The organism is Brevundimonas sp. 2YAF1 (genome assembly GCF_052114745.1).
Taxonomy (GTDB): Bacteria; Pseudomonadota; Alphaproteobacteria; order Caulobacterales; family Caulobacteraceae; genus Brevundimonas.
The window spans coordinates 51,764-71,719 of the sequence record NZ_JBFRFI010000003.1 but is presented as its reverse complement, the minus strand read 5'-3'; the positions used below and the strand labels follow the sequence as shown (position 1 = coordinate 71,719).

Annotated in this window: 20 protein-coding genes and 1 tRNA gene; 9 read left to right on the top strand and 12 right to left on the bottom strand. The window is 68.1% G+C overall.

Features of this window, described 5'->3' with window-relative positions; genetic code table 11:
• Positions 1-34 precede the first annotated feature (34 nt).
• Together AB4Y68_RS05515 and AB4Y68_RS05510 are read left to right on the top strand one after the other, a co-directional pair.
• Positions 35-889: a CheR family methyltransferase gene (locus tag AB4Y68_RS05515; protein WP_441454505.1), complete on the top strand. Its 855-nt coding sequence runs from the start codon at positions 35-37 to the stop codon at positions 887-889.
• A gap of 4 nt (positions 890-893) precedes the next feature.
• Positions 894-1,970 (top strand): protein-glutamate methylesterase/protein-glutamine glutaminase, encoded by a 1,077-nt coding sequence (locus tag AB4Y68_RS05510; protein ID WP_441454504.1) that lies wholly within the window; start codon positions 894-896, stop codon positions 1,968-1,970.
• 35 nt (positions 1,971-2,005) lie between these two features.
• On the opposite strand, the gene AB4Y68_RS05505 is transcribed toward AB4Y68_RS05510, so the two are convergent.
• From AB4Y68_RS05505 to cpdR, 3 genes are all read right to left on the bottom strand, one after another.
• Positions 2,006-3,745, bottom strand: coding sequence for a hypothetical protein (locus AB4Y68_RS05505; protein ID WP_441454503.1), 1,740 nt, complete (start codon positions 3,743-3,745; stop codon positions 2,006-2,008).
• Positions 3,746-3,973: 228 nt separating this feature from the next.
• Positions 3,974-4,048, bottom strand: a tRNA-Val gene (locus tag AB4Y68_RS05500).
• Positions 4,049-4,165: 117 nt separating this feature from the next.
• Positions 4,166-4,522, bottom strand: coding sequence for a cell cycle two-component system response regulator CpdR (gene cpdR, locus AB4Y68_RS05495; RefSeq protein WP_441454502.1), 357 nt, complete (start codon positions 4,520-4,522; stop codon positions 4,166-4,168).
• A 123-nt stretch (positions 4,523-4,645) separates the two neighbouring features.
• Between cpdR and AB4Y68_RS05490 the strand changes: the two genes are divergently transcribed.
• On the top strand, positions 4,646-5,506 hold the full coding sequence (locus AB4Y68_RS05490) for an N-formylglutamate amidohydrolase (RefSeq protein WP_441454501.1): 861 nt from the start codon (positions 4,646-4,648) through the stop codon (positions 5,504-5,506).
• Here the strand turns inward: AB4Y68_RS05490 and AB4Y68_RS05485 are convergent.
• Entirely contained in the window at positions 5,497-5,973 is a 477-nt protein-coding gene (locus AB4Y68_RS05485) for a hypothetical protein (RefSeq protein WP_441454500.1), read from the bottom strand. The two genes, AB4Y68_RS05490 and AB4Y68_RS05485, sit on opposite strands and share 10 nt — an antisense overlap.
• Before the next feature lie 306 nt (positions 5,974-6,279).
• Positions 6,280-6,966, bottom strand: a complete 687-nt coding sequence (locus AB4Y68_RS05480; RefSeq protein ID WP_441454499.1) for a DUF599 domain-containing protein — start codon at positions 6,964-6,966, stop codon at positions 6,280-6,282.
• Positions 6,967-7,102: 136 nt separating this feature from the next.
• On the opposite strand from AB4Y68_RS05480, the gene ppa reads away from it, so the two are divergent.
• Positions 7,103-7,660 carry an inorganic diphosphatase gene (gene ppa / locus AB4Y68_RS05475; RefSeq protein WP_441454498.1) on the top strand — a complete coding sequence of 186 codons (558 nt, stop codon included), beginning with the start codon at positions 7,103-7,105 and terminating at the stop codon, positions 7,658-7,660.
• Between the two features lie 187 nt (positions 7,661-7,847).
• On the opposite strand, the gene AB4Y68_RS05470 is transcribed toward ppa, so the two are convergent.
• Together AB4Y68_RS05470 and AB4Y68_RS05465 are read right to left on the bottom strand one after the other, a co-directional pair.
• Positions 7,848-8,519, bottom strand: a complete 672-nt coding sequence (locus tag AB4Y68_RS05470; RefSeq protein WP_441454497.1) for a bifunctional 4-hydroxy-2-oxoglutarate aldolase/2-dehydro-3-deoxy-phosphogluconate aldolase — start codon at positions 8,517-8,519, stop codon at positions 7,848-7,850.
• A gap of 90 nt (positions 8,520-8,609) precedes the next feature.
• A complete protein-coding gene (locus AB4Y68_RS05465; protein ID WP_441454496.1) occupies positions 8,610-9,440 on the bottom strand; it encodes an alpha/beta hydrolase in 831 nt (276 codons plus the stop codon).
• Between the two features lie 48 nt (positions 9,441-9,488).
• Between AB4Y68_RS05465 and AB4Y68_RS05460 the strand changes: the two genes are divergently transcribed.
• The 5 genes from AB4Y68_RS05460 to AB4Y68_RS05440 all read left to right on the top strand — a co-directional run bounded on the left by AB4Y68_RS05460 (position 9,489) and on the right by AB4Y68_RS05440 (position 14,244).
• A complete protein-coding gene (locus tag AB4Y68_RS05460; protein WP_441454495.1) occupies positions 9,489-9,746 on the top strand; it encodes an Lrp/AsnC ligand binding domain-containing protein in 258 nt (85 codons plus the stop codon).
• Positions 9,747-9,858: 112 nt separating this feature from the next.
• Positions 9,859-11,043 carry an acyl-CoA dehydrogenase family protein gene (locus tag AB4Y68_RS05455; protein WP_441454494.1) on the top strand — a complete coding sequence of 395 codons (1,185 nt, stop codon included), beginning with the start codon at positions 9,859-9,861 and terminating at the stop codon, positions 11,041-11,043.
• A 184-nt stretch (positions 11,044-11,227) separates the two neighbouring features.
• Positions 11,228-12,361, top strand: coding sequence for an acyl-CoA dehydrogenase family protein (locus tag AB4Y68_RS05450; RefSeq protein WP_441454493.1), 1,134 nt, complete (start codon positions 11,228-11,230; stop codon positions 12,359-12,361).
• Between the two features lie 207 nt (positions 12,362-12,568).
• Complete coding sequence (gene hmgA, locus AB4Y68_RS05445; protein ID WP_441454492.1) at positions 12,569-13,864, top strand: homogentisate 1,2-dioxygenase; 1,296 nt, start codon at positions 12,569-12,571, stop codon at positions 13,862-13,864.
• Entirely contained in the window at positions 13,861-14,244 is a 384-nt protein-coding gene (locus tag AB4Y68_RS05440) for a hypothetical protein (RefSeq protein WP_441454491.1), read from the top strand. Before hmgA ends, AB4Y68_RS05440 begins: the two co-directional genes overlap by 4 nt.
• A 48-nt stretch (positions 14,245-14,292) precedes the next feature.
• On the opposite strand, the gene AB4Y68_RS05435 is transcribed toward AB4Y68_RS05440, so the two are convergent.
• The 5 genes from AB4Y68_RS05435 to zwf form a co-directional block, all read right to left on the bottom strand.
• A complete protein-coding gene (locus tag AB4Y68_RS05435) occupies positions 14,293-14,595 on the bottom strand; it encodes a hypothetical protein (RefSeq protein ID WP_441454490.1) in 303 nt (100 codons plus the stop codon).
• Between the two features lie 77 nt (positions 14,596-14,672).
• The gene (gene glk, locus AB4Y68_RS05430; protein WP_441454489.1) at positions 14,673-15,656 is read right to left on the bottom strand and encodes a glucokinase; all 984 of its coding nucleotides are present in this window, start codon (positions 15,654-15,656) and stop codon (positions 14,673-14,675) included.
• Positions 15,657-15,686: 30 nt separating this feature from the next.
• Positions 15,687-17,582: a phosphogluconate dehydratase gene (edd, locus tag AB4Y68_RS05425; RefSeq protein WP_441454488.1), complete on the bottom strand. Its 1,896-nt coding sequence runs from the start codon at positions 17,580-17,582 to the stop codon at positions 15,687-15,689.
• Positions 17,582-18,295, bottom strand: coding sequence for a 6-phosphogluconolactonase (gene pgl, locus AB4Y68_RS05420; RefSeq protein WP_441454487.1), 714 nt, complete (start codon positions 18,293-18,295; stop codon positions 17,582-17,584). The genes edd and pgl overlap by 1 nt, the downstream gene beginning before the upstream one ends.
• 183 nt (positions 18,296-18,478) lie before the next feature.
• Entirely contained in the window at positions 18,479-19,939 is a 1,461-nt protein-coding gene (gene zwf, locus AB4Y68_RS05415; protein ID WP_441454486.1) for a glucose-6-phosphate dehydrogenase, read from the bottom strand.
• Positions 19,940-19,956: the final 17 nt, after the last annotated feature.

The window sequence follows — 19,956 nt, the reverse complement described above, 5'->3', positions numbered from 1 at the left end:
CCGCCGCGTGATCTCCACTTCAAGGAATATTGCATTGGCCGCAGCGGCTCTCGCCCGGGAAACGACCGTCGTCGATCAGATCAGCGCCCGCAATTTCGAGCGTCTGGCGCGCTATATCTACGACTACAGCGGCATCAAGATGCCCTCGTCCAAACGCACCATGCTGGAGGGGCGGCTGCGGCGTCGGCTGCGCCATACCGGCCACGCCAGCTTCGACGACTATTGCGACCATCTGTTCCGCGAGGACGGGTTGGAGGCCGAGTCCGTCCATCTGATAGACGCGGTCACCACCAACAAGACCGACTTCTTCCGCGAACCGCGCCACTTCGACTACATGACCAGCCACGTGCTGCCGGAGTTCAAGTCGGCGGGCCAGCGCCGCATTCGTGCCTGGAGCGCAGCCTGCTCGACCGGCGCCGAGCCCTACACCATGGCCATGGTGATGCAGCGCTTCGCCGACGACCAGGGCGGACCCGACTACCAGATTCTGGGCACGGATCTGAGCACAGACGTGCTGGAGACGGCCCTGCGCGGCGTCTATCCGAAGGAAATCCTGGCGCCCGTGCCCGCTGACATGCGCCGCTGGGTCATGGCGGCCAAGGAGAGTCGGCGGCGCGAGGCGCGCATCCATCCCTCGCTTCGCGCCAAGCTGGTCCTGGCGCGGTTGAACCTGATGGACGAGAGCTACGCCGTCGGCGATCCGTTTGACCTGATCATGTGTCGCAATGTCCTGATCTATTTCGACAAACCGACTCAGGCCAAGGTGCTGAAGCGGCTGTGCGACCGGCTGAAGCCCGGCGGTTATCTGTTCATCGGCCATTCGGAAAGCATCGCCGGCATTGAACTGCCGCTGACGGCCGTGGCCAACACCGTATTCCGAAAGACCTGATCCCATGCCCAAGGTTCGCGTCCTGGTCGTCGACGACTCGGCCAGTGTCCGCCAGACCTTGGTCGACGTGCTGTCGGCCGATCCGGACATCGAGGTCATCGGCGTCGCGCCCGACCCGTTCGTCGCCGCCCGCCGCATCGCCGAGGATGTTCCCGACGTCATCACCCTGGACGTCGAGATGCCGCGCATGGACGGCATCACCTTCCTGCGCAAGATCATGTCGCAGCGGCCGATCCCCGTGGTGATGTGCTCCTCCCTGACCGAGGCGGGGTCCGAGACCCTGATGCAGGCCCTGGAAGCCGGCGCGGTCGACATCATCCTGAAGCCGCGGATCGCCGCCGCCGACCATCTGGCGGAAAGCGCAGATCGCATCCGCGACGTGGTCAAGGCGGCCGCGCGCGCGCGCGTCGGCGTCCGCCGCCCGGCGCCCCGGCCGCTGGAGCCGGGCGCCAGGCTCACCGCCGACGCCGTGCTGCCGCCGCCGAGCGGCGCCGCCATGGCCCGCACCACCGAGATGGTCGTCTGCATCGGCGCCTCGACCGGCGGCACCGAGGCCCTGCGCGAAGTGCTGCAGGCCCTGCCGGCCAATGCGCCCGGCATCGTGGTGGTCCAGCATATGCCGGCGGGATTCACCGCCGCCTTCGCCAAGCGGCTGAACAGTCTCTGCGATGTCGAGGTCAAGGAGGCCGGGCACGGCGACCCGGTGCTGCGCGGCCACGTCCTGATCGCGCCGGGCGACAAGCATATGCTGCTGGAACGCCAGGGCGCCCGCTATCAGGTCGCGATCAAGGACGGGCCGCCGGTGTCGCGTCATCGCCCCTCGGTCGACGTCCTGTTTCGCTCCGCCGCGCGGGCGGCCGGCCGTAACGCCCTGGGGGTGATCATGACCGGCATGGGCGACGACGGCGCGCGCGGCCTGCTGGAGATGAAGGAGGCGGGGGCCTCCACCCTGGCTCAGGACGAGGCCACCTCGATCGTCTTCGGCATGCCCAGGGAAGCGATCGCCCGGGGCGCGGCCCAGAAGGTGGCGCCGCTGGAGCACATCGCGCGCGAGATCATGCAGGTCGATCGCCGCCGTTAAGCGGCTTTCGACGCCGCGGAAGCGGGCGACGCGCCCTAGAACAGGATGTCGTCGAATTCCTCGTCCTTGGCGGACATGGGCTTGATGGGGACGACGTTCTCCGCGTCCGGTCGGTCGCATGCGACGGCGTGCGCCGCGTGGATCGTGCGTTCCCGCGCCATGGTGTAGCAGCGCGAAATTTCGTCCATCGCGTCGCCGACGATCCCGGCGATATCGGTCAGGTCCTCCACCGCCGGTCCCGCCTCTTCGATCAGGGCTATGGCGGCGGCGTGCAGGGTTTCGCCCAGGTCGTCCTTCAGTCCCAACTGGTCGGTGGAGAGCGCGAGCGACCGGGCGGTCTCGGCGCCCTTGACACCCAGGGCCGCCAGGTCGTGTTCGATCACGTCGGCGGCCTGGCGCAGGCGGTCGCTCACGCTTTCCAGCCGCGTCGCATCGATCACGGCCTCCGTCTGGCCCGTCATGTCCCCGGCGATTTCGGCCAACTGGGCCAGCGACCCCAGGGTCTGGTTGGCCGATTCCTCCAACTGTACGGCGTGGCTGCTGAGTTCCAGCGCGATGACGTTCAGCGGCCTGCCGATCTCGCCCAACCGGTTGCAGCGCAGGCTGCTGTTGATCGCCATCTGCTGAATGTCGCGTTTGACGCTGTGAATGGCGTCGACGCGGCGGGTCAGGGTTTCAACCGCCGTGGCGGTTTCGTCGCTGATGCGATGGGCGTTGTCCATCGCCGCGCCGACGTCGCCCACCAGAATGCGCGCCTGACCCAGGCTGCTCTCCAGCGCCCGCAGGCCGCCGGACCCGCGTGCATCCGACAGGCCCTCGAAGGCCAGGATTTGCGCTGTGTCCTGGGCCATGCCGGCGAGGCTCTGCGTCACCTTGGCGGCCTCGGCCTCGAAGGCTGTGGCGGTGTCGGCCATCTGTTCGGCCAGAAGCCGGGTCAGTTGACGCCTGACGCGCGCCCCGGTTTCCGCCGACAGGGTCGCGTCCGTCAGCCGTCGGGAGGTCACGGCCAGGCCGAGCTGGACATGCTCGATCCGCTGGCGGGTGATGTCGCCGATCTGCAGGGCCGTCAGGGCCCTGGCGACCTTCATCTGAATGTCGCGGGCGATGGCCGCCACCGAGGCCGTGACATGGGCGATGCGGGCGTGATGGACGCCGATGGCCTGGGCGTCGATCGCCAGCTTTTCCGGCACGGCGGGAATGACGGTCTGGTATTTGCCGCCGAGCGTCTGTTCGAAGGCGAGGGCTTCGACCAGTTGACGATCCAGGAGGGACAACTGACCCGCCAGTTCGTCCAGTTCGCGTCCCCCGACATCCAGCTGGCTGCACATCTGCTCGGCGAAACCGCCGAATTCGTCCGACGCGGAGATGATCGCGCCGGCCGTGATCTTCACATTCATGGCGAAGGCGCGGAGATAGCGCAGGGTCTGGCGCATTTCGTCGATGTGGGAGGCCAGCGCCGCGCCGGCCTGGCGAAGGTGTTGCATGCGCTCGATGCGGCCGCGCTGGGCCTGGGGCAGGGCCGTCAGTCCCGCCGCGGTCGACAACAGATCTTCCGTCGTGCCTGAAACGGTGTCCGCGTTCAGCGCGGAGCCGAGATGATCCAGGGAGTCGATCAGGCGCCCGACCATGTCCAGCGAACTCGCCAGCCGTCCGCCGGCGTCGGAGAAACGCGCCTCGATCTGCGCGCGAGCGGATTCCAACTGGTCGGATATGGTCGACAGCGACCGATTGGCGGTCGCGGGGCCATGGCGGGCGGGCTGGTCTGTCATGCGCACGAAAGGCCTCGCTTCGAACTCTGCCCGGCAGGTTAGCCAAGACATCACAACTGACGGTAAAGATTGGGCGGGCGTTTTCTCGCTGGACGGCCGGATTCAGGGCGCGCCTGATCCCCTCGTCAGGGTCGAGAGGCCGATGGCCTGAACGTAGATTGGAGAGTTTTCGTGGTCGTCCCCGCGCTGTCGCCGCTCCGAGCGAGCTTCAAAGCGAAAAGCCTGGGGAAGAGATGGTGGACGCGACAGGGATTGAACCTGTGACCCCCTCGATGTCAACGAGGTGCTCTCCCGCTGAGCTACGCGTCCGCCTGAGCGGCCCCTGGAAGAACAAGTTCCCCTGGGGGTCGGGAAGGCGGCGTCTATAACCCGCAGTTTGCGGGGGCCGCAAGGGGGGGCGACGTCTTTCTTCGTCTTTTCTTCCGCTTAAGCTGCGATCATGCGTTCGACCTCGTTCACCAGGTCGCGCAGGTGGACGGGTTTGGACAGGACCTTGGCCTGCGGCGTGGCCTGGGCGGCGGTCAAGGCGACGGCGGCGAAGCCGGTGATGAACATGATGCGGATGCCCGGCTGACGCACGGCGGCGACGCGGGCGACCTCGATCCCGTCGGCGCCCGGCATGACGATGTCGGTCAACAGCAGGTCGTAGGGGCCTTGTTCCAAGGCGTCGATGGCGTCGTCGCCATTCTCGCAATCCACCACGGCGTGGCCGGCGCGTTCCAGCGCGCGGGTCAGGAAGCCTCGAAGCGAGCCGTCGTCTTCGGCCAGCAGAATACGCGCCATGCGTTGTCGTTCCTTGATCAAACCGCCACCTTTGCAGCGAAGCGTAAATCGCCGGTGAAAGACCGGGTTCGATCATCGGCGCCGGGGTCTGGTCTTGTGGACAAAACAGGCTAAGCCGCAGCCATGGATTCGCGCATCGCCACAACTGACGAGCAATCGGCGTTTCTCGTCGAGGCGCCGGTCGGCGCGCCGAGCCCGCTGGTCTTCGCCTCGCCGCATTCGGGCGATGTCTATCCGGACGATATGGGCGCGCGTCCAGGCTTGTCGACGCTCAGCCTGCGCAGCGCCGAGGACGCCTTGGTCGATCGGCTGGTCGAGACGGGTCCGACGCTTGGGATTGCGCTGATCCGAGGACGTATCGGACGGGCCTATGTCGATCTGAACCGGGCGGAGGGCGAGTTGGATCCCTTGTTGATCGAGGACCTGAGCGCGCCGGTCCCGAGCCCGAAGGCGCGGGCCGGTTACGGCGTCCTGGCGCGCCTGACAGGGGACGGCGCGCCGCTCTATGATCGGCGGCTGTCGAAGGCTGAGGCCGAGACGCGGATCGCCAACATTCATCGTCCTTATCATCAGGCGCTCGCCGCCCTCATGCAGGCGGCCCACGCGCGGCATGGCCGCGCCGTTCTGATCGACTGGCACTCCATGCCGGCGCGCGCAGCGGGCGGCAGGAACGGCCCCGACGTCGTGCTGGGCGATCGGTACGGCGCGTCCTGCACGCCCGAACTGACCCGTCGCCTGAGGCGCGCCTTCGAACGGCTGGGGTGGCGCGTCGCCCTGAACCGGCCCTATGCCGGCGGCCACGCCACCCAGATCTGGGGACGGCCGGAAGACGGCTTCCATGCGATTCAGATCGAACTGAATCGCGCGCTCTATTTCGATGAGGCGGCGCACCAACGGGGGCCTGGCTGGGAGCGGACCCGGAAGGCCCTGGCCCAGGTCGTAGCCGACCTGCTGGTGGGCGTCGGGACGCTCGATCAGACCTGACGGACGCAGGCCAGGGTGTCGCCCATGGTCAGGGGCGCATCGCCGCGAGCGATCCACCATTCGACCGTCATGGCGTTGTCGCCGTCGCGGATATAGACGAACTGCTCCCGCGGCTCGGCGCCGAGCCGCTGACGCTCCCAGGTCCACCGGTCGCCGGCCCAGCCATCGGCGGCGTACCATCGCTGCCCCGAGAAGCTGTCCGCGATCGTCATCCGGTACCCGCCCGAACGCGCGGAGGTCCATGTCTCGTTCGCCGAATAGGTTGCGGGCGGCAGGTCACGATGCGCCTTCATCGTCGCCTGGGTGACGGGATCGACGCTGAACTCCAGGATCGACGACAGGGGCCTGTTGGACGGCGTGAAATGGCCGTCGCACCGCCAGGTTCCGGCGAAATAGGCCAGGGAATCGGCCGTGGGCTCCGGCGCGGACGCCTGAACGGCGGCCAGAAGCAGAATTGTCGTCAGCATTCACCCCTCCATCGAGACGAGCGACGTTAGACGACAGCTTGACCAAAACTTGGCCATTCACGGCCTGGCCAAAAAAAAGCCGCGCCCGGAGGCGCGGCATATAAAGTCTATAGGGAGGAAACGCCCAGGAAGGGCACGACGCCCGGAGGCGTCGAAAGCCAAGTTAGGTTGCAGCGCACAAGATTTCAAGCGCCGATCATCTTCTCGCGATCACAGGCTGTTACGAATATCTCTTTCGCCGGAACGCGACAGGATAGGGGGTGTCGGCACGGATCGTTCGCGGCCGCAATAAGACGAAACAGGGGCCTAGTTGCGTTCCAGCAGCCGCCGCGCCGCCCGAACGGCCCGCGCCGCGGGCGACCCGGCTTGGCGCCAGACCAGCAGGCCGAAGGCCGAGATCACGCCCAGCGCCAGCCACAGCGGACCGAACAGCCAGGCCGCCGCCGCCAGAGCGAAATAATAGCCGCGCACCCCCTGGCTGAAGCCGCTCAGCGCCGGGTTCAGCACCCGACCCACCGCGTGGCCGTAGGCGACCCTGTCGGTTTCGGAGTGAATCTCGGGCGCGGCGCCGATCAGGGCCAGCGCATAGTTCATCTGGCGCAGGGCCCATATGAAGTCGAGGAAGCCGCGCGCCAGGCAGACCAGGACCAGGGCCAGCTTGGCCTCGAGGAGCTTGGTCGGCACCGCCTCGGCGCCGACGGCGGCGAATCCCTGCAGCGCGTTTTCACCGCCGAACAGGATGCCGGCCACCGCCGCGATCAGCAGCAGGTTGGTCGAGGCGAAGAAGGACGCCGAATTGATCGAATGGCCCATCAACTGGCTGTCGATCAGCCGCGTCTCGCGGTGGGTCATGGCCGTCATCCAGCTGTCGCGGACGATCAGCATGTCGTCGTTCAGCGAGCCGCTGCGCCGGGCGATTAGCCCCAGGATCGGGCCATAGCCGAGCCAGGCGATGAAGAAGAGGGCGAGGGCGATCCAGTCGAGCAGGGTCATGCCGTGTTGATGCCTTCAGTCGGGCCTATGGGGCAAGGGCGTTCGCCTCGCTGCGTCCTCTGACGCTTGCTGTTCGGCGACGCAAAGCTTATCACGCGCCCCAACTCCCCGTTCGCACCTGCAATAAGAGCGTATCATGAACATCGAAGCCATTCCGGTTGGCCCCAACGCCCCCTGGGACGTCAACGTGGTCATCGAAATTCCGCAAGGCGGCCTGCCGGTCAAATACGAGATGGACAAGGCCTCGGGCGCCCTGTTTGTCGACCGCTTCCTGCACACCGCCATGTATTATCCGGGCAACTACGGCTTCATCCCGCACACCCTGTCGGACGACGGCGATCCCTGCGATGTCATCGTGCTGAACCCGACCCCCGTTGTGCCGGGCTGCGTCATCCGCTCGCGCCCGATCGGCGTGCTGAAGATGGTCGACGAGGCCGGCGGCGACGAAAAGATCCTGGCCGTGCCGGTCGACAAGCTGAACCCCTACTACACCGAGGTCTCCAGCTACCGTCAGCTGCCCGCCATCCTGATCGAGCAGATCGAGCACTTCTTCACCCGCTACAAGGATCTGGAGAAGGGCAAGTCGGTCACGGTCAACGGCTGGGGCGACGCCGGCGAAGCCGCCGAGCTGATCGCCATCGGCATGAAGGCCCACCAGGACAAGCTGGCCAAGGCCGCCGCCGCCGCCGCCTGAGGCGTTTCAGCGTCTGAATATGAGAAGGCCCCGCTGGTTCGACCGGCGGGGCCTTTTTTCTCCTCCCCATTCATGGGGAGGTGGCGCGGCGCCGAAGGCGGCGTGACGGAGGGGCCGCTTTGACGTGGCATAGCCCCTCCACCGCTACGCGGTCCCCCTCCCCACGGAGTGGGGAGGAAAGAAGCGGCTACTTCGCCCGGAACGCCGCGATCGCTTCGACCGTCTGGCGCACCTTGGCTTCGATCCCGGCCCAGTCCTTGGCCTGGATCGCGGCGTCGGTGATCAGCTTGGACCCCATGCCCGCCGCCACGATGCCCGAGCCGAACCACTTCGCGATGGAGGCCTCGTCGGGGTCGACGCCGCCGGTCGGCATGATCTTGGTCCAGGGCATCGGCCCCAGCACTGCCTTGACGAAGTCCGGCCCGCCGACCGAGGCGCCGGGGAACAGCTTGACGATCTCGCAGCCCAGAGCCTGCGCCTCCGAGATGTCGCGCACCGAGCCGCAGCCCGGCGAATAGGCGACCTGACGGCGGTTGCAGACCTGCGCCACCTCGGGAACCAGGCAGGGGCTGATGACGAAGCGCGCGCCCGAAGCGAGGTAGAGAGCCGCCGTCGGCGCGTCCAGGATCGAGCCGACGCCCATGATGATGTCGGGATCGGTCCGGGCGAACTGCTTCGACAGGGCGGTGAAGGTCTCCCAGGCGAAGTCGCCGCGGTTGGTGAACTCAACCGCCTTGGCCCCGCCGCGCGCACAGGCGCGGATCACCTCGGCGCAGACCTCCGGGTCGGCGTGATAGAAGACCGGCACCACCCCTTGCGTTTCGAGGGCGGTCAGCACGCTGAGACGATCGTGGCGCATGGGGTCTCCTTCAGGCCTTGCAGCCCGCAGATCGGCGGTAGGCGGCCCCTGCGTCAAGGGCTGCCGGGATCAATCCTGGTAAGCGGCGCCTTATTCGGCGGTCGCCAGCGCAGTCAGCCGTTTGACCATGCTGCTGTCCTTGTCGGCCAGCGGGTCGAGCATGGTGAAGTGATCCAGCCCGTCCAGCACCTCGACATGGGTGTCGGCGCCCTTGCCGCCCCATTCGGCGGCCATGCTGCGGCTCTGACGGATGAACTCGTTGCTCTCGGCCCCGCCGACCCAGCAGTCCAGCGCCCGCCCGCCCGGCGCCCCGCCGTTGGGGACGGGCCAGTGGATCGGCGACAGCGCCCGCGCCGTGGCCGCGTCCAGCCCCAGGGCCTGGTTCAGCGTGGTGTGGATCAGCGGCTCGATGTCGAACACGCCCGAGATGGCCAGCGCCGCCCGCGCCCGGCCCTCGGACAACATGCAGGCCGCCATATGCCCGCCGACGGAATGACCAAAGACCAGCGGCCGCTTGCCGGTGCGGTCGCGCACCAGCTCCGTGGCGCGGCGCATCTGGCCGATGATGGCGCCGACCTTGACCGCCGGGGCCAGGTCATAGCCGGGGATGACGACGCTGATCCCGTGATCCAGCAGGGCGGGCGCCACCCAGGCGAACCAGGCCCGGTCCAGCGCCTGCCAGTAGCCGCCGTGGATGAAGATGGCGGTCGGCGTGCCGGAGCCGGCGTCGAACCACTCCATCTTCTGGCGTTCGCTGGGACCGTATTCGACGGTTTCGGGGCGGCGGGCGTCGATGACGCGGGCCGAATCCTCTCGCCATCGTTTCAGGATTTCCGGGTGTCCCGGCACCCGTTCCCGATTGTTGTACGCCGCCTCGTAATCGACTGGAGGGGCCGTCAGTGTCGCCGGAGCCTTACCCATGCCGTTTCCATCCGCTATGCACCTCCGCTTGAACGGGAGGTTCCGACCATGATGACCGCCATTTTCGTCTTCATCAAATGCGAGTTGGGCTACGCCAACGACGTCGCCGCCGATCTGGTCGACAATGTTGAAAACGTGTCGGAAGTTTACTCGACCTCGGGTCAGCATGACCTGCTGGCCAAGTTCCAGCTGCCGAAAGACGCCGACATCGGCACCTTCGTGACCAAGCAGGTGCAGACGCGCCCCCACATCCGCGACACCTTCACCGTCATCACCTTCTCGCCCTTCCTGCCGACGAAGAAATAGCGCGACACGCGACGCCTCTCCCTCCCCCTGCGGGGGAGGGAGATTCTTCCCATTCCGTTTCCAAAAAAGACCGGCTAGCCTCCCTGCAACGACGAACGCAGGGAGGGCGGCCATGGCCGATCTGGAGACGTTCCGCGCCGAGACGCGCGCCTGGCTGGAGGCCAACTGCCCAGCCGAGGTGCGCGGGCCGCGCGACGGCGACGAGGACTATGTCTGGGGCGGCCGCAACCCCGTGTTCAAGACCCCGGCGCACAAGCTCTGGCTGGAGCGCATGGCCGCGCGCGGCTGGACCGCGCCGGAATGGCCCAGCGCCTACGGCGGCGGGGGCCTGTCCCGCGAGGAAGCCAAGGTGCTGGCCTCCGAAATGCGCCGCATCCAGGCGCAGATGCCCTTGGCCAGCTTCGGCATCTGGATGCTGGGCCCGGCGCTGCTGGCCTTCGGCACGGAGGAGCAGAAGCAGCGCTTCCTGCCGCCCATCGTGCGCGGTGAAATCCGCTGGTGTCAGGGCTATTCCGAACCCGGCGCCGGCTCCGATCTGGCCTCGATCCAGACGCGGGCCGAGGACAAAGGCGACCACTGGATCGTCAACGGTCAGAAGGTCTGGACCTCCTACGCCGACCAGGCCGACTGGATCTTCTGTCTGGTCCGCACCGATCCCGAGGCGCCCAAGCATCTGGGCATCAGCTTCGTCCTGTTCGACATGGCGACCCCGGGCGTCAGCACTCGCCCCATCACCCTGATTTCGGGCAAGTCGCCCTTCTGCGAGACCTTTTTCGACGACGTGCGCGTGGAAAAAGAGAATCTGGTTGGCGTGCTGAACCGCGGCTGGGACGTGGCCAAGGCCCTGCTGGCGCACGAGCGGACCATGATCGGCGCCATGGGCGATAGCGGCGTCGGCCGCCCCCTGGGTCAGGTCGCGGTCGATACGCTCGGCGTGGACGAGGCCGGGCGGCTGGACGAGCCTTCCTTGCGCGCCCGCATCGCCGACTACGACATCGACGTCGCCGCCTTCCGTCTGGCGATGGAGCGCGTCGGCGATCAGGTGAAGGCCAAGCAGGCTCACCCGGCCATTGCCTCCATGCTGAAATACTACGGCTCCGAACTGAACAAGCGCCGCCACGAACTGGCCATGGCGGCGGGAGGGTCAGACGCGTTGGAATGGGAGGGCGAACGCTCCAAGGACGGCGCCGCCGCCCGCGACTGGCTGCGCACCAAGGCCAACTCCATTGAGGGCGGGACCAGCGAAATCCAGCTGAACATCATCGCCAAACACCTGCTGCAACTGCCGGGGGCGTGAGGATGGCGGCTTTGCACACTCCCTTCCCCCTCGATGGGGGAAGGGCCGGGGATGGGGGTGCGCCCGTCGCCCTGTTCGTTGTGGCGGGAGAGGCGGCGCCTCCGACGCTCGCTCGGAAAACGCCTGCCGACACCCCCACCCAACCCTCCCCCATCGAGGGGGAGGGCTTTGGAGGAATGATCTGATGCCCCTGATCCTGACCGAAGAGCAGACCATGCTTCAGGACGCCGCCGACGGCTTCCTGAACGACCACGCCCCCATCGCTCACCTGCGCCAACTGCGCGACAGTCGCGACCCCGACGGCGTATCGCGCGACCTGTGGCGGGCCTTTGGCGAGATGGGTTTCGCCGGCGTCGTCATTGATGAAGCTGACGGCGGCTCCGGCCTCGGCGCCGTCGAGGCGGGCGTCATCGCCGAAAGCCTGGGGCGCACCCTGACGCCCTCGCCCTTCATGGGCTCGTCAGTGCTGGCCGCGACCGTGCTGAAGGCGGCGGGTTCGGACGCGCAGAAGGCCTGGCTGGGCAAGATCGCGGCGGGGGAGGCCATCCTCAGCCTTGCCGTCGATGAAGGGCCGAAGCACGCTCCGGCCAAGATCACGACGCGGGCCGAACGCGCCGGAAACGGCTTCAAGCTGAACGGCGCCAAGGGCTTCGTGCTGGACGGCCACGTCGCCGACGCCCTCATCGTCGCGGCGCGAATTCAGGAAGATGGGGCCGACGACGGCCTCACCCTCTTCCTGATCGACCCGAAGACCAGCGGCGTCGCGGTCGAACGCACCGTCATGGTCGACGCCCACAACGCCGCGCGCGTGACCCTGAGCGACGTGATCGTGAACGCCGACGCCGTGATCGGCGCGGTGGGCGAGGGGCAGGGGCCGCTGGACGCCGCGCTGACGCTGGGCCGGGCCTGCGCCGCCGCCTCTCTGGTCGGGGCGGGGGATCAGGCCTTCAGGATCACGCTCGACTACCTCAAGACCCGCCAGCAGTTCGGCAAGCTGATCGGCGAGTTCCAGGCGCTGCAGCACCGCGCCGCTCACCTGTTCACCGAGCTGGAGCTGGCCAAGGCCGCGACCCTGGCCGCGCTTCAGGCCATCGACGCGGGCCGCCCCGACGCCGAAATGGCGGCGGGCGTCGCCAAGGCCAAGGCCGGCCGCGTCGCCGAACTGGCGGTGCAGGAGGCGGTGCAGATGCACGGCGGCGTCGGCATGACCGACGCCTTCGACGTCGGCCTGTTCATGAAGCGGGTGCGGGTGCTGAACGAACTGCTCGGTGACGCGGGTTTCCACGCGGAGCGTCTGGCGCGCAGTCAGGGGTTCTGACTTTCCTTCTCCCCTTGCGGGAGAAGGTGGGCGCCGGAGGCGCTCGGATGAGGAGTTTCTCCGTCGGCTGATTTAAGAGTGCTATCCGCATCGGACAGGGAGGTGCGACCCCTCATCCGTCTCGCTCCGCGAGCCACCTTCTCCCTCAAGGGGAGAAGGATGACGGCGCCATCTTCCCCGGCTAAACCTCCCGCAAGGGAGAAACACATGACGCGATCCAACGCGCCCGCCTATCAGACCGGCTTCGCCAATCATTTCGCCACCGAGGCCGTCGAGGGCGCGCTGCCGGTCGGGCGGAATTCGCCGCAGCGCCCGGCGCTGGGCCTCTATGCCGAGCAGCTGTCGGGCGCGGCCTTCACCGCCCCGCGTGACCACAATCTGAGAAGCTGGCTGTACCGTTTGCGGCCCTCGGCCCAACACGGGCCGTATCAGCCCTTCGCGCAGGGCCGGGTGCGGTCCGGTCCCTTCGCCGAGACTCCGCCCAACCCCAACCGGATGCGCTGGGACCCTCTGCCCCTGCCGGACGCCCCCACCGACTGGGTCGAGGGCCTGGTCACTTATGGCGGCAATGGCGACGCGGATTCGGGCGTCGGCGTGGGCATCCACCTCTATGTCGCCAACCGCTCGATGGTCGACCGGGTCTTCTACGACGCCGACGGCGAGCTGCTGATCGTGCCGCAGGAGGGCGCGCAGCGCTTCGTCACCGAGATGGGCGTGATCGAGGCGGCGCCCGGCCATGTCGTCGTCATCCCGCGCGGGGTGCGCTTCCGCGTCGAGGTGGACGGCCCGGTGCGGGGTTATGTCTGCGAGAACTACGGCGCGCCCTTCCGCCTGCCCGACCTCGGCCCCATCGGCTCCAACGGCCTGGCAAATCCGCGCGATTTCGAGACCCCCGTCGCCTGGTTCGAGGACGTGGACCGTCCGACCCAGTGCGTCCAGAAATACGGCGGTCGGCTGTGGGCCACGACCTTTGGCCACAGCCCGGTAGATGTGGTCGGCTGGCACGGCAACTACGCCCCCTATCGCTATGACACGGCGCGGTTCAACACCATCGGCACGGTCTCTTACGACCACCCCGACCCGTCGATCTTCACCGTCCTGACCTCGCCCAGCGACACGCCCGGCACGGCCAACTGCGACTTCGTCATCTTCCCGCCGCGCTGGATGGTGGCCGAGGACACCTTCCGCCCGCCGTGGTTCCACAGGAACGTCATGAGCGAGTTCATGGGGCTGGTCTTCGGCGCCTATGACGCCAAGGCGGGCGGCTTCGCTCCCGGCGGCGCCAGCCTGCACAACCGCATGAGCGGCCACGGCCCGGATCAGGCCAGCTGGGACGGCGCGACCAAGGCCGACCTGAAGCCGCACAAGATCGAGAACACCCTGGCCTTCATGTTCGAGACGCGGATGCCGATCCGCACCACGGCCTGGGCCGAGGCGACGCCGCAGATGCAGCTCGACTACGACGACTGCTGGAGCGGGTTCGAAAAAGGAAACGTCGGATGAAGCTGAAAGCCCTGCTGTTCGCCGCCGGTCTCGTCCTGGCGGCCTGTTCCCCGACTCCAGCGCCGGAACCCGTGGTCCCTGTCGAAGCGCCCGAGCCGCCGCCGACGATGACCATCAGTTCGTCGTCCTGCACCGCGCGCGGCGGCGAGATGCGCCAGGTGGGGCGGATGCAATCCTGGCAGTGCGTGGTCAGATACCCCGACGCGGGGAAGCGCTGCACCGACGCCTCGCAATGCGAAGGCGACTGCGAGATCGCGGGCAACAACGGTATCGCTCCGGGCGCGCGTGCGACCGGCGTCTGTCAGGCCGACAGCAACCGTTTCGGCTGTCGCACTACCATCAAGGACGGCAAGGCCGAGGCGACGCTCTGCATCGACTGAGATCATCAGCCCCCGTCGGCTTCGCGGCGGGGGCTTTCCGATCAGGGCCTAGGTGGGCTTGGCGGCGTCCTTGACGGCGGCGGCGTGCTCGCCGGCGGCCTTCTTGGCGTTGTCGGCCTCAGCTTTCAGGGCCTCGGCCTTGCGATCCGCTTCGGCCTTGACCGCATCGGCGGTGGCGGCGCCTTGGGCCATGGTGGTGTCGGCCTGGGCGTTCATCTGATCGGCGGCGGCGTTGCCTTCCGCCTTGACCGCGGCGGCCTTGCTTTCAGCGGCCTTTTCGGTCGGGTTCTGGCAAGCGGCAAGGCCGGCGACGATGAACAGGGCGGCGGCGGTGACGGCGATCTTTTTCATGGGGCGTCCTTCCAGAGCAGGTTAAGCTTGAATAACGCCGTCGCTCACGAACGGTTCACGCCGCCGTGATTTTTCCTTCAACGCGCTTCGGCGAAGGCCACGCGCGCGGCGCCGAGCAACGCGGCCTGCTCGTGCAGGATCACCCTGGTCGGGATGGCCTCCATATAGGGCTGGAACCGCCCCTTGCGCTCGAACCGTTCGCGGAAGGGGCTGGCCTTGAGGAAGGGCAGGATGCGCGGGGCGATGCCGCCGGCGATGTAGATTCCGCCGCGCGCCCCCATGGTCAGGGCCACGTCCCCGGCCACGGCGCCCAGGATGGCGCAGAACCGCGCCAGGGTCGCGCCGCAGGGGCTGTGCATGTCCTCGAGCGCCTCGCGGGTGATCTGCGCCGGGTCCTCAATATGGCTCTCGCGCCCGTCGATCTCGGCCAGCGCCCGGTGCATGTTCAGCAGGCCGGGGCCGCAGATCAGCCGCTCGATCGACACCCGGTCATAGCGCCGGCGCAGGATGCGCAGGATCTCGTCCTCGACCGCGTCGCCGGGGGCGAAACAGGCGTGGCCGCCCTCGCTCGGCAGGGCGATCTCGCGGCCGTGGCTGTCGCGCGCCAGGGCTGAGACGCCGAAGCCGGTGCCGGGGCCGAGCACGGCCAGGGCGGCGTCGTGCTGACCCTCCGCCGGCCCGCCCAGCGAGGCCAGCTGGTCCTCGGGCACGATCGGCGCGCCCCAGGCCAGGGCCTCGAAATCATTGATCAGCCTGACCGGATTGAGGCCCAGGCTCTGCAACTCGGCCTCCGACACCTGCCAGGGCGAGTTGGTCAGGTCGATGGCTCCGTCCGTGACCGGCCCGGCCACGGCCAGGACGCCGCCAGTCGGCTTGACCGCGCAGCCGTCGAGGAAGGCCTTTACGCCGCCGAGGAAGGTCGGGTGTTCGTGGGCAGGGAAGCTCTCGTGGTGGTCCAGAACGACCTGGCCATCCACCATCCGGGCCAGGGCGAAGCGCGCATTGGTGCCGCCGACGTCGCCGACAAGCTGGGGACCAACGAGAAGCGTCTTGTCGTTCATCGGGTCGTTTCCTGCGCTCGGCGGGGCGGATCAGGCGTCCACCGTCCGGTCGACGAAGTTGGGATTGGGGGGCGTATCGGTATGACCGCCGACCCCGACGGGCACGGCGAAGCAGACGGTGGCCCCCCGCTCGGCCGTGGTCACGACATGACGGAAGGCGCCGAACAGTTCGCGACCATAGCCCCAGGACGACCCCTCGGCGTTGGCGGTCGAGCGGACGGCCAGCGGCCGCGCGGTCAGGCCGCTCACCCCGACCGTGCTCAGCACCCCGGCCTCGGGGTCCAGACGGATGACGTCGCCGTCTTGAACATAGGCCAGGGGGCCCCCCGCCAGCGCTTCCGGGCTGACGTGGATGGCGGCGGGGGTCTTGCCGCTGGCGCCCGACATGCGGCCGTCGGTGACGAAGGCGACCTTGAAACCCCGGTCCTGGATCACCGACAGGGCCGGTGACAGGCTGTGCAGTTCCGGCATGCCGTTGGCCTTCGGGCCCTGGAAGCGCAGCACCACGACGATGTCGCGGAACAGCCTGCCGTCCTTGAACGCCTGGAGCGCGTCTTCCTGCGTCTCGAACACGGCGGCGGGCGCTTCGACGATGCGATGCTCCGGCTTGACCGCAGAGACCTTGATGACCGCCCGACCCAGGTCGCCCTGAACCAGCCGCAGGCCGCCCTCCTTGTCGAAGGGATCGGCGGCGGGGCGCAGGATGTCGCGGTCGAGGCTTTCGGACACGCCGTCGCGCCAGACCAGTTCGCCGTCCACCAGCGACGGTTCCTGGAAATAGGCCTCTATGCCCTGACCCATGACGGTGACGACGTCGGAATGGATGTTCCCGGCCTGGGCCAGTTCGCGCGTCACGAAGGCCACGCCGCCCGCCGCCTGGAAGGCGTTCACGTCGGCCGAGCCGTTGGGGTAGACTCGCGCCAGCAGCGGCGTCACCGACGACAGCTGATCCATGTCGGTCCAGTCGATCAGCACTCCCGCCGCCCGCGCCATGGCAACCAGATGGATGGCGTGGTTGGTCGAGCCGCCGGTGGCCAGCAGGGCGACGATCATGTTGACGATCGACTTCTCGCTGATGACGTCGGCCATGCGGCCTTGGCCCGTGCGCGCCAGTTCCACCGCCCGCTGGGCCGCCGCCGCCGTCAGAGCGTCGCGCAGGCCCGTATCGGGGTGGACGAAGGCGGTCGAAGGCAGATGCAGCCCGGCGATCTCCATCATCATCTGGTTGGAGTTGGCCGTGCCGTAGAAGGTGCAGGTGCCGGGCGAATGATAGCTGCCGATCTCGCTTTGCAGCAGGGTGGCGCGGTCCACCAGCCCCTGCGCATATTCGGCGCGAATGCGGGCCTTCTCGGCGTTGGGAATGCCCGAGGGCATGGGTCCCGCAGGCGCAAACACGACCGGCAGATGACCAAACGCCAGCGCGCCCATGAACAGGCCCGGCACGATCTTGTCGCAGACGCCCAGCATCATGGCGGCGTCAAAGGCGTCGTGGGTCAGGGCCACGCCCGTCGCCATGGCGATGACGTCGCGGCTGAACAGCGACAGCTCCATGCCGGGGCGCCCTTGCGTGACGCCGTCGCACATGGCCGGGGTTCCGCCCGCCACCTGGGCCGTGGCCCCGACCTCGCGGACGGCCTGGCGGATCACGGCGGGGAAGCGCTCGAACGGCTGATGCGCCGACAGCATGTCGTTGTAGGCGGTGACCACGCCGACGTTGGGCTTGGACCCGTCCATGGCCGTCAGCTTGTCGGCCACGGTCTGGCCGGCGAAGGCGTGCGCCCAGTTGGCGCAGGACAGCTTGGCGCGGCCGGCGCCGCTGTCGCGGGCGGCGTCCATGCGGCGGATATAGTCGGCGCGGGTGGCGCGGCTGCGTTCGACGATGCGGGCGGTGACTTCCGCCACCACGGGATTCAGGGGGGGAGCCATCAGACGGCCTCCGTCCAAAGCACTTCGAGGGGAACCTTGGCCGCGATCAGGGCGGCGATGGGATGGACGCGGGGATCGCCCCCCGCCTCGCGCTCGAACACGGCGCGCTTGGCGGCCCCGGTCAGGGCCAGCACCACGCGGCGCGCACCGATCAGATAGGGCAGGTTGATCGACAGCCGTTCCTGGGGCGGCGCCAGACCGTCGCGGCCCGGCGGCACGCCATAGACGGCGGGCTTGAGGTCGGGCGTCAGCAGGGTCTTCAGCGTCGGGCTTTGCGGGAACATGGAGCAGATATGCCCGTCCTCGCCCATGCCCAGCAGGACGGCGTCCAGACGCCTGTCTTCGGCCGCCAGAGCCTTCGACGCCTCGGCGGCGGCGCGGTCCACGGTCACGGCGGGGCGGTAGAGCGGCAGGAAGCGCGCAGCGGCGGCCCGACCCGTCAGCAGGGTCCGCTTCATCAACGCCGCGTTCGAGTCGGGCGAGGTCTCCGGCACATAGCGCTCGTCCACCAGGGTGGCGACGACCCTGGACCAGTCCAAGTCTGCCTGGGCCAGCCCGGCGTAGATGGGCGAGGGGGTCGAGCCGCCCGATCCGGCGAAGACGGCGCGGCCGTTCGCGGCGATGCCGGCGGCCAGCGCCTCCGCCAGCCGCGCGGCGGCGGCCTCGGCCCAGGACCGGACGGTAGGGAATACCTGAATGAGTGATTGGGTCATGGCATGCCTCCCCTTCCCCTCGAGGGGGAAGGGGTTGGGGGATGGGGTGCAGGCAGGAGGCTGAACTTGATGGCGCGCGAGGCGCCGCTGCTTGCAAGGTCGAGCCCTCTGGTGCGAAGCGAGACCCGGCCTGTCTTCACCCCTCCCAACCCTCCCCCTCGAGGGGAGGGCTTGTGTGCCAATTTACTCATCGCGCGTGTTCCACTTCCGACCCGTCCGCGACAGCAGCAGGTCCGCCGCCTCCGGTCCCCAGGTTCCGGCGACATAGTCCAGCGGCTTGCAGTCGCGGCAGTCCCAGGCCTCCGAGACCTCGTCGACCCATTTCCACGCCTGTTCGGCCTCGTCGCGGCGCACGAACAGGGTCGAATCGCCCTTGAGCGCATCCAGCAGCAGCCGCTCATAGGCGATGCGGCGCCGCGGCGGCGCGGCGTCCTTGCCGTCCTGCCCCCACGACAGGCTCATCTTGATCGGCTGCAACTGCATCCGCTGATCCAGCCCCGGCTTCTTGTTCATCACCGACAGCGAGATGTCTTCCTCGGGCTGCAGTTCGATGACCAGACGATTGTCGTAGATGTCGCCGCGCTCGCCGTGGCCGAAAATGGAGTGGGGCACCGGCTTGAACTGGATGACGATCTCGGTGCGCTTCTCCGGCAGGCGTTTGCCGGTGCGCATGAAGAAGGGCACGCCCGCCCAGCGCCAGTTGTCGATGTCGGCGCGGATGGCGACGAACGTTTCGGTCTCCGAAGGCTGGCCGCGCTCCTGCTCATAGGCCTTGGCCAGCTGGCCCTCGACCTGACCCGCCACATACTGGCCGCGCACCGTGACGCGCTCGGCTTCCTCGGGCGTGATGGGGCGCAAGGACCGCAGCACCTTGACCTTTTCATTGCGCACGGAATCCGGGTCGAGGTCGCTCGGGGGCTCCATCGCCACCAGGCACAGCAGCTGCAGCATGTGGTTCTGCAGCATGTCGCGCAGGGCGCCGTATTCGTCGTAGTAGGGCCAGCGGTCGCCGACGCCGACCGTTTCGCCGACCGTGATCTGGACGTGGTCGACCGTCAGATTGTTCCACAGCGGCTCGAAGATGGTGTTGCCGAAGCGCAGCGCGATCAGATTCTGGACCGTCTCCTTGCCCAGGTAGTGGTCGATGCGGAACACTTGGCGCTCGTCGAAGGCGCGGGCCACGGCGTCGTCGATCTCAAGGAAGCTCGTCAGGTCGTGGCCGACCGGCTTCTCCAGCGCGATGCGGCAGTTCTTCTCGGCCAGACCCGCGGGCTTCATCGCCGTGACGATGCGGTCGTAGAGCGAGGGCGACACCGCCAGGAAGGAGGTCACGTCGCCGTCGCCGCATCTGGCCTTCAGCGGCTTCAGGCTCTCGGGATCGGTGGCGTCGACGGCCAGATAATCGAGGCGGGCGGCCATCCGCGCCCAGCTGGCCTCGTCCCAGGCGTCGTCCGCCTCGGCGCGCGGCTTCACCGCCTCATGGACCTTGGCGACATAGTCCTCGCGGGTTTCGTGCGAGCGGGCGGCGCCGATGATCTTCAGCCCCTCGGGCAGCAGGCCGTCGTGGTCGAGAAAATAGAGCGAAGGCAACAGCATCCGCATGGCGAGGTCGCCGCCTCCGCCGAACAGAATGAGAGCCGCCATTCGCGCTTGTCCTCCGT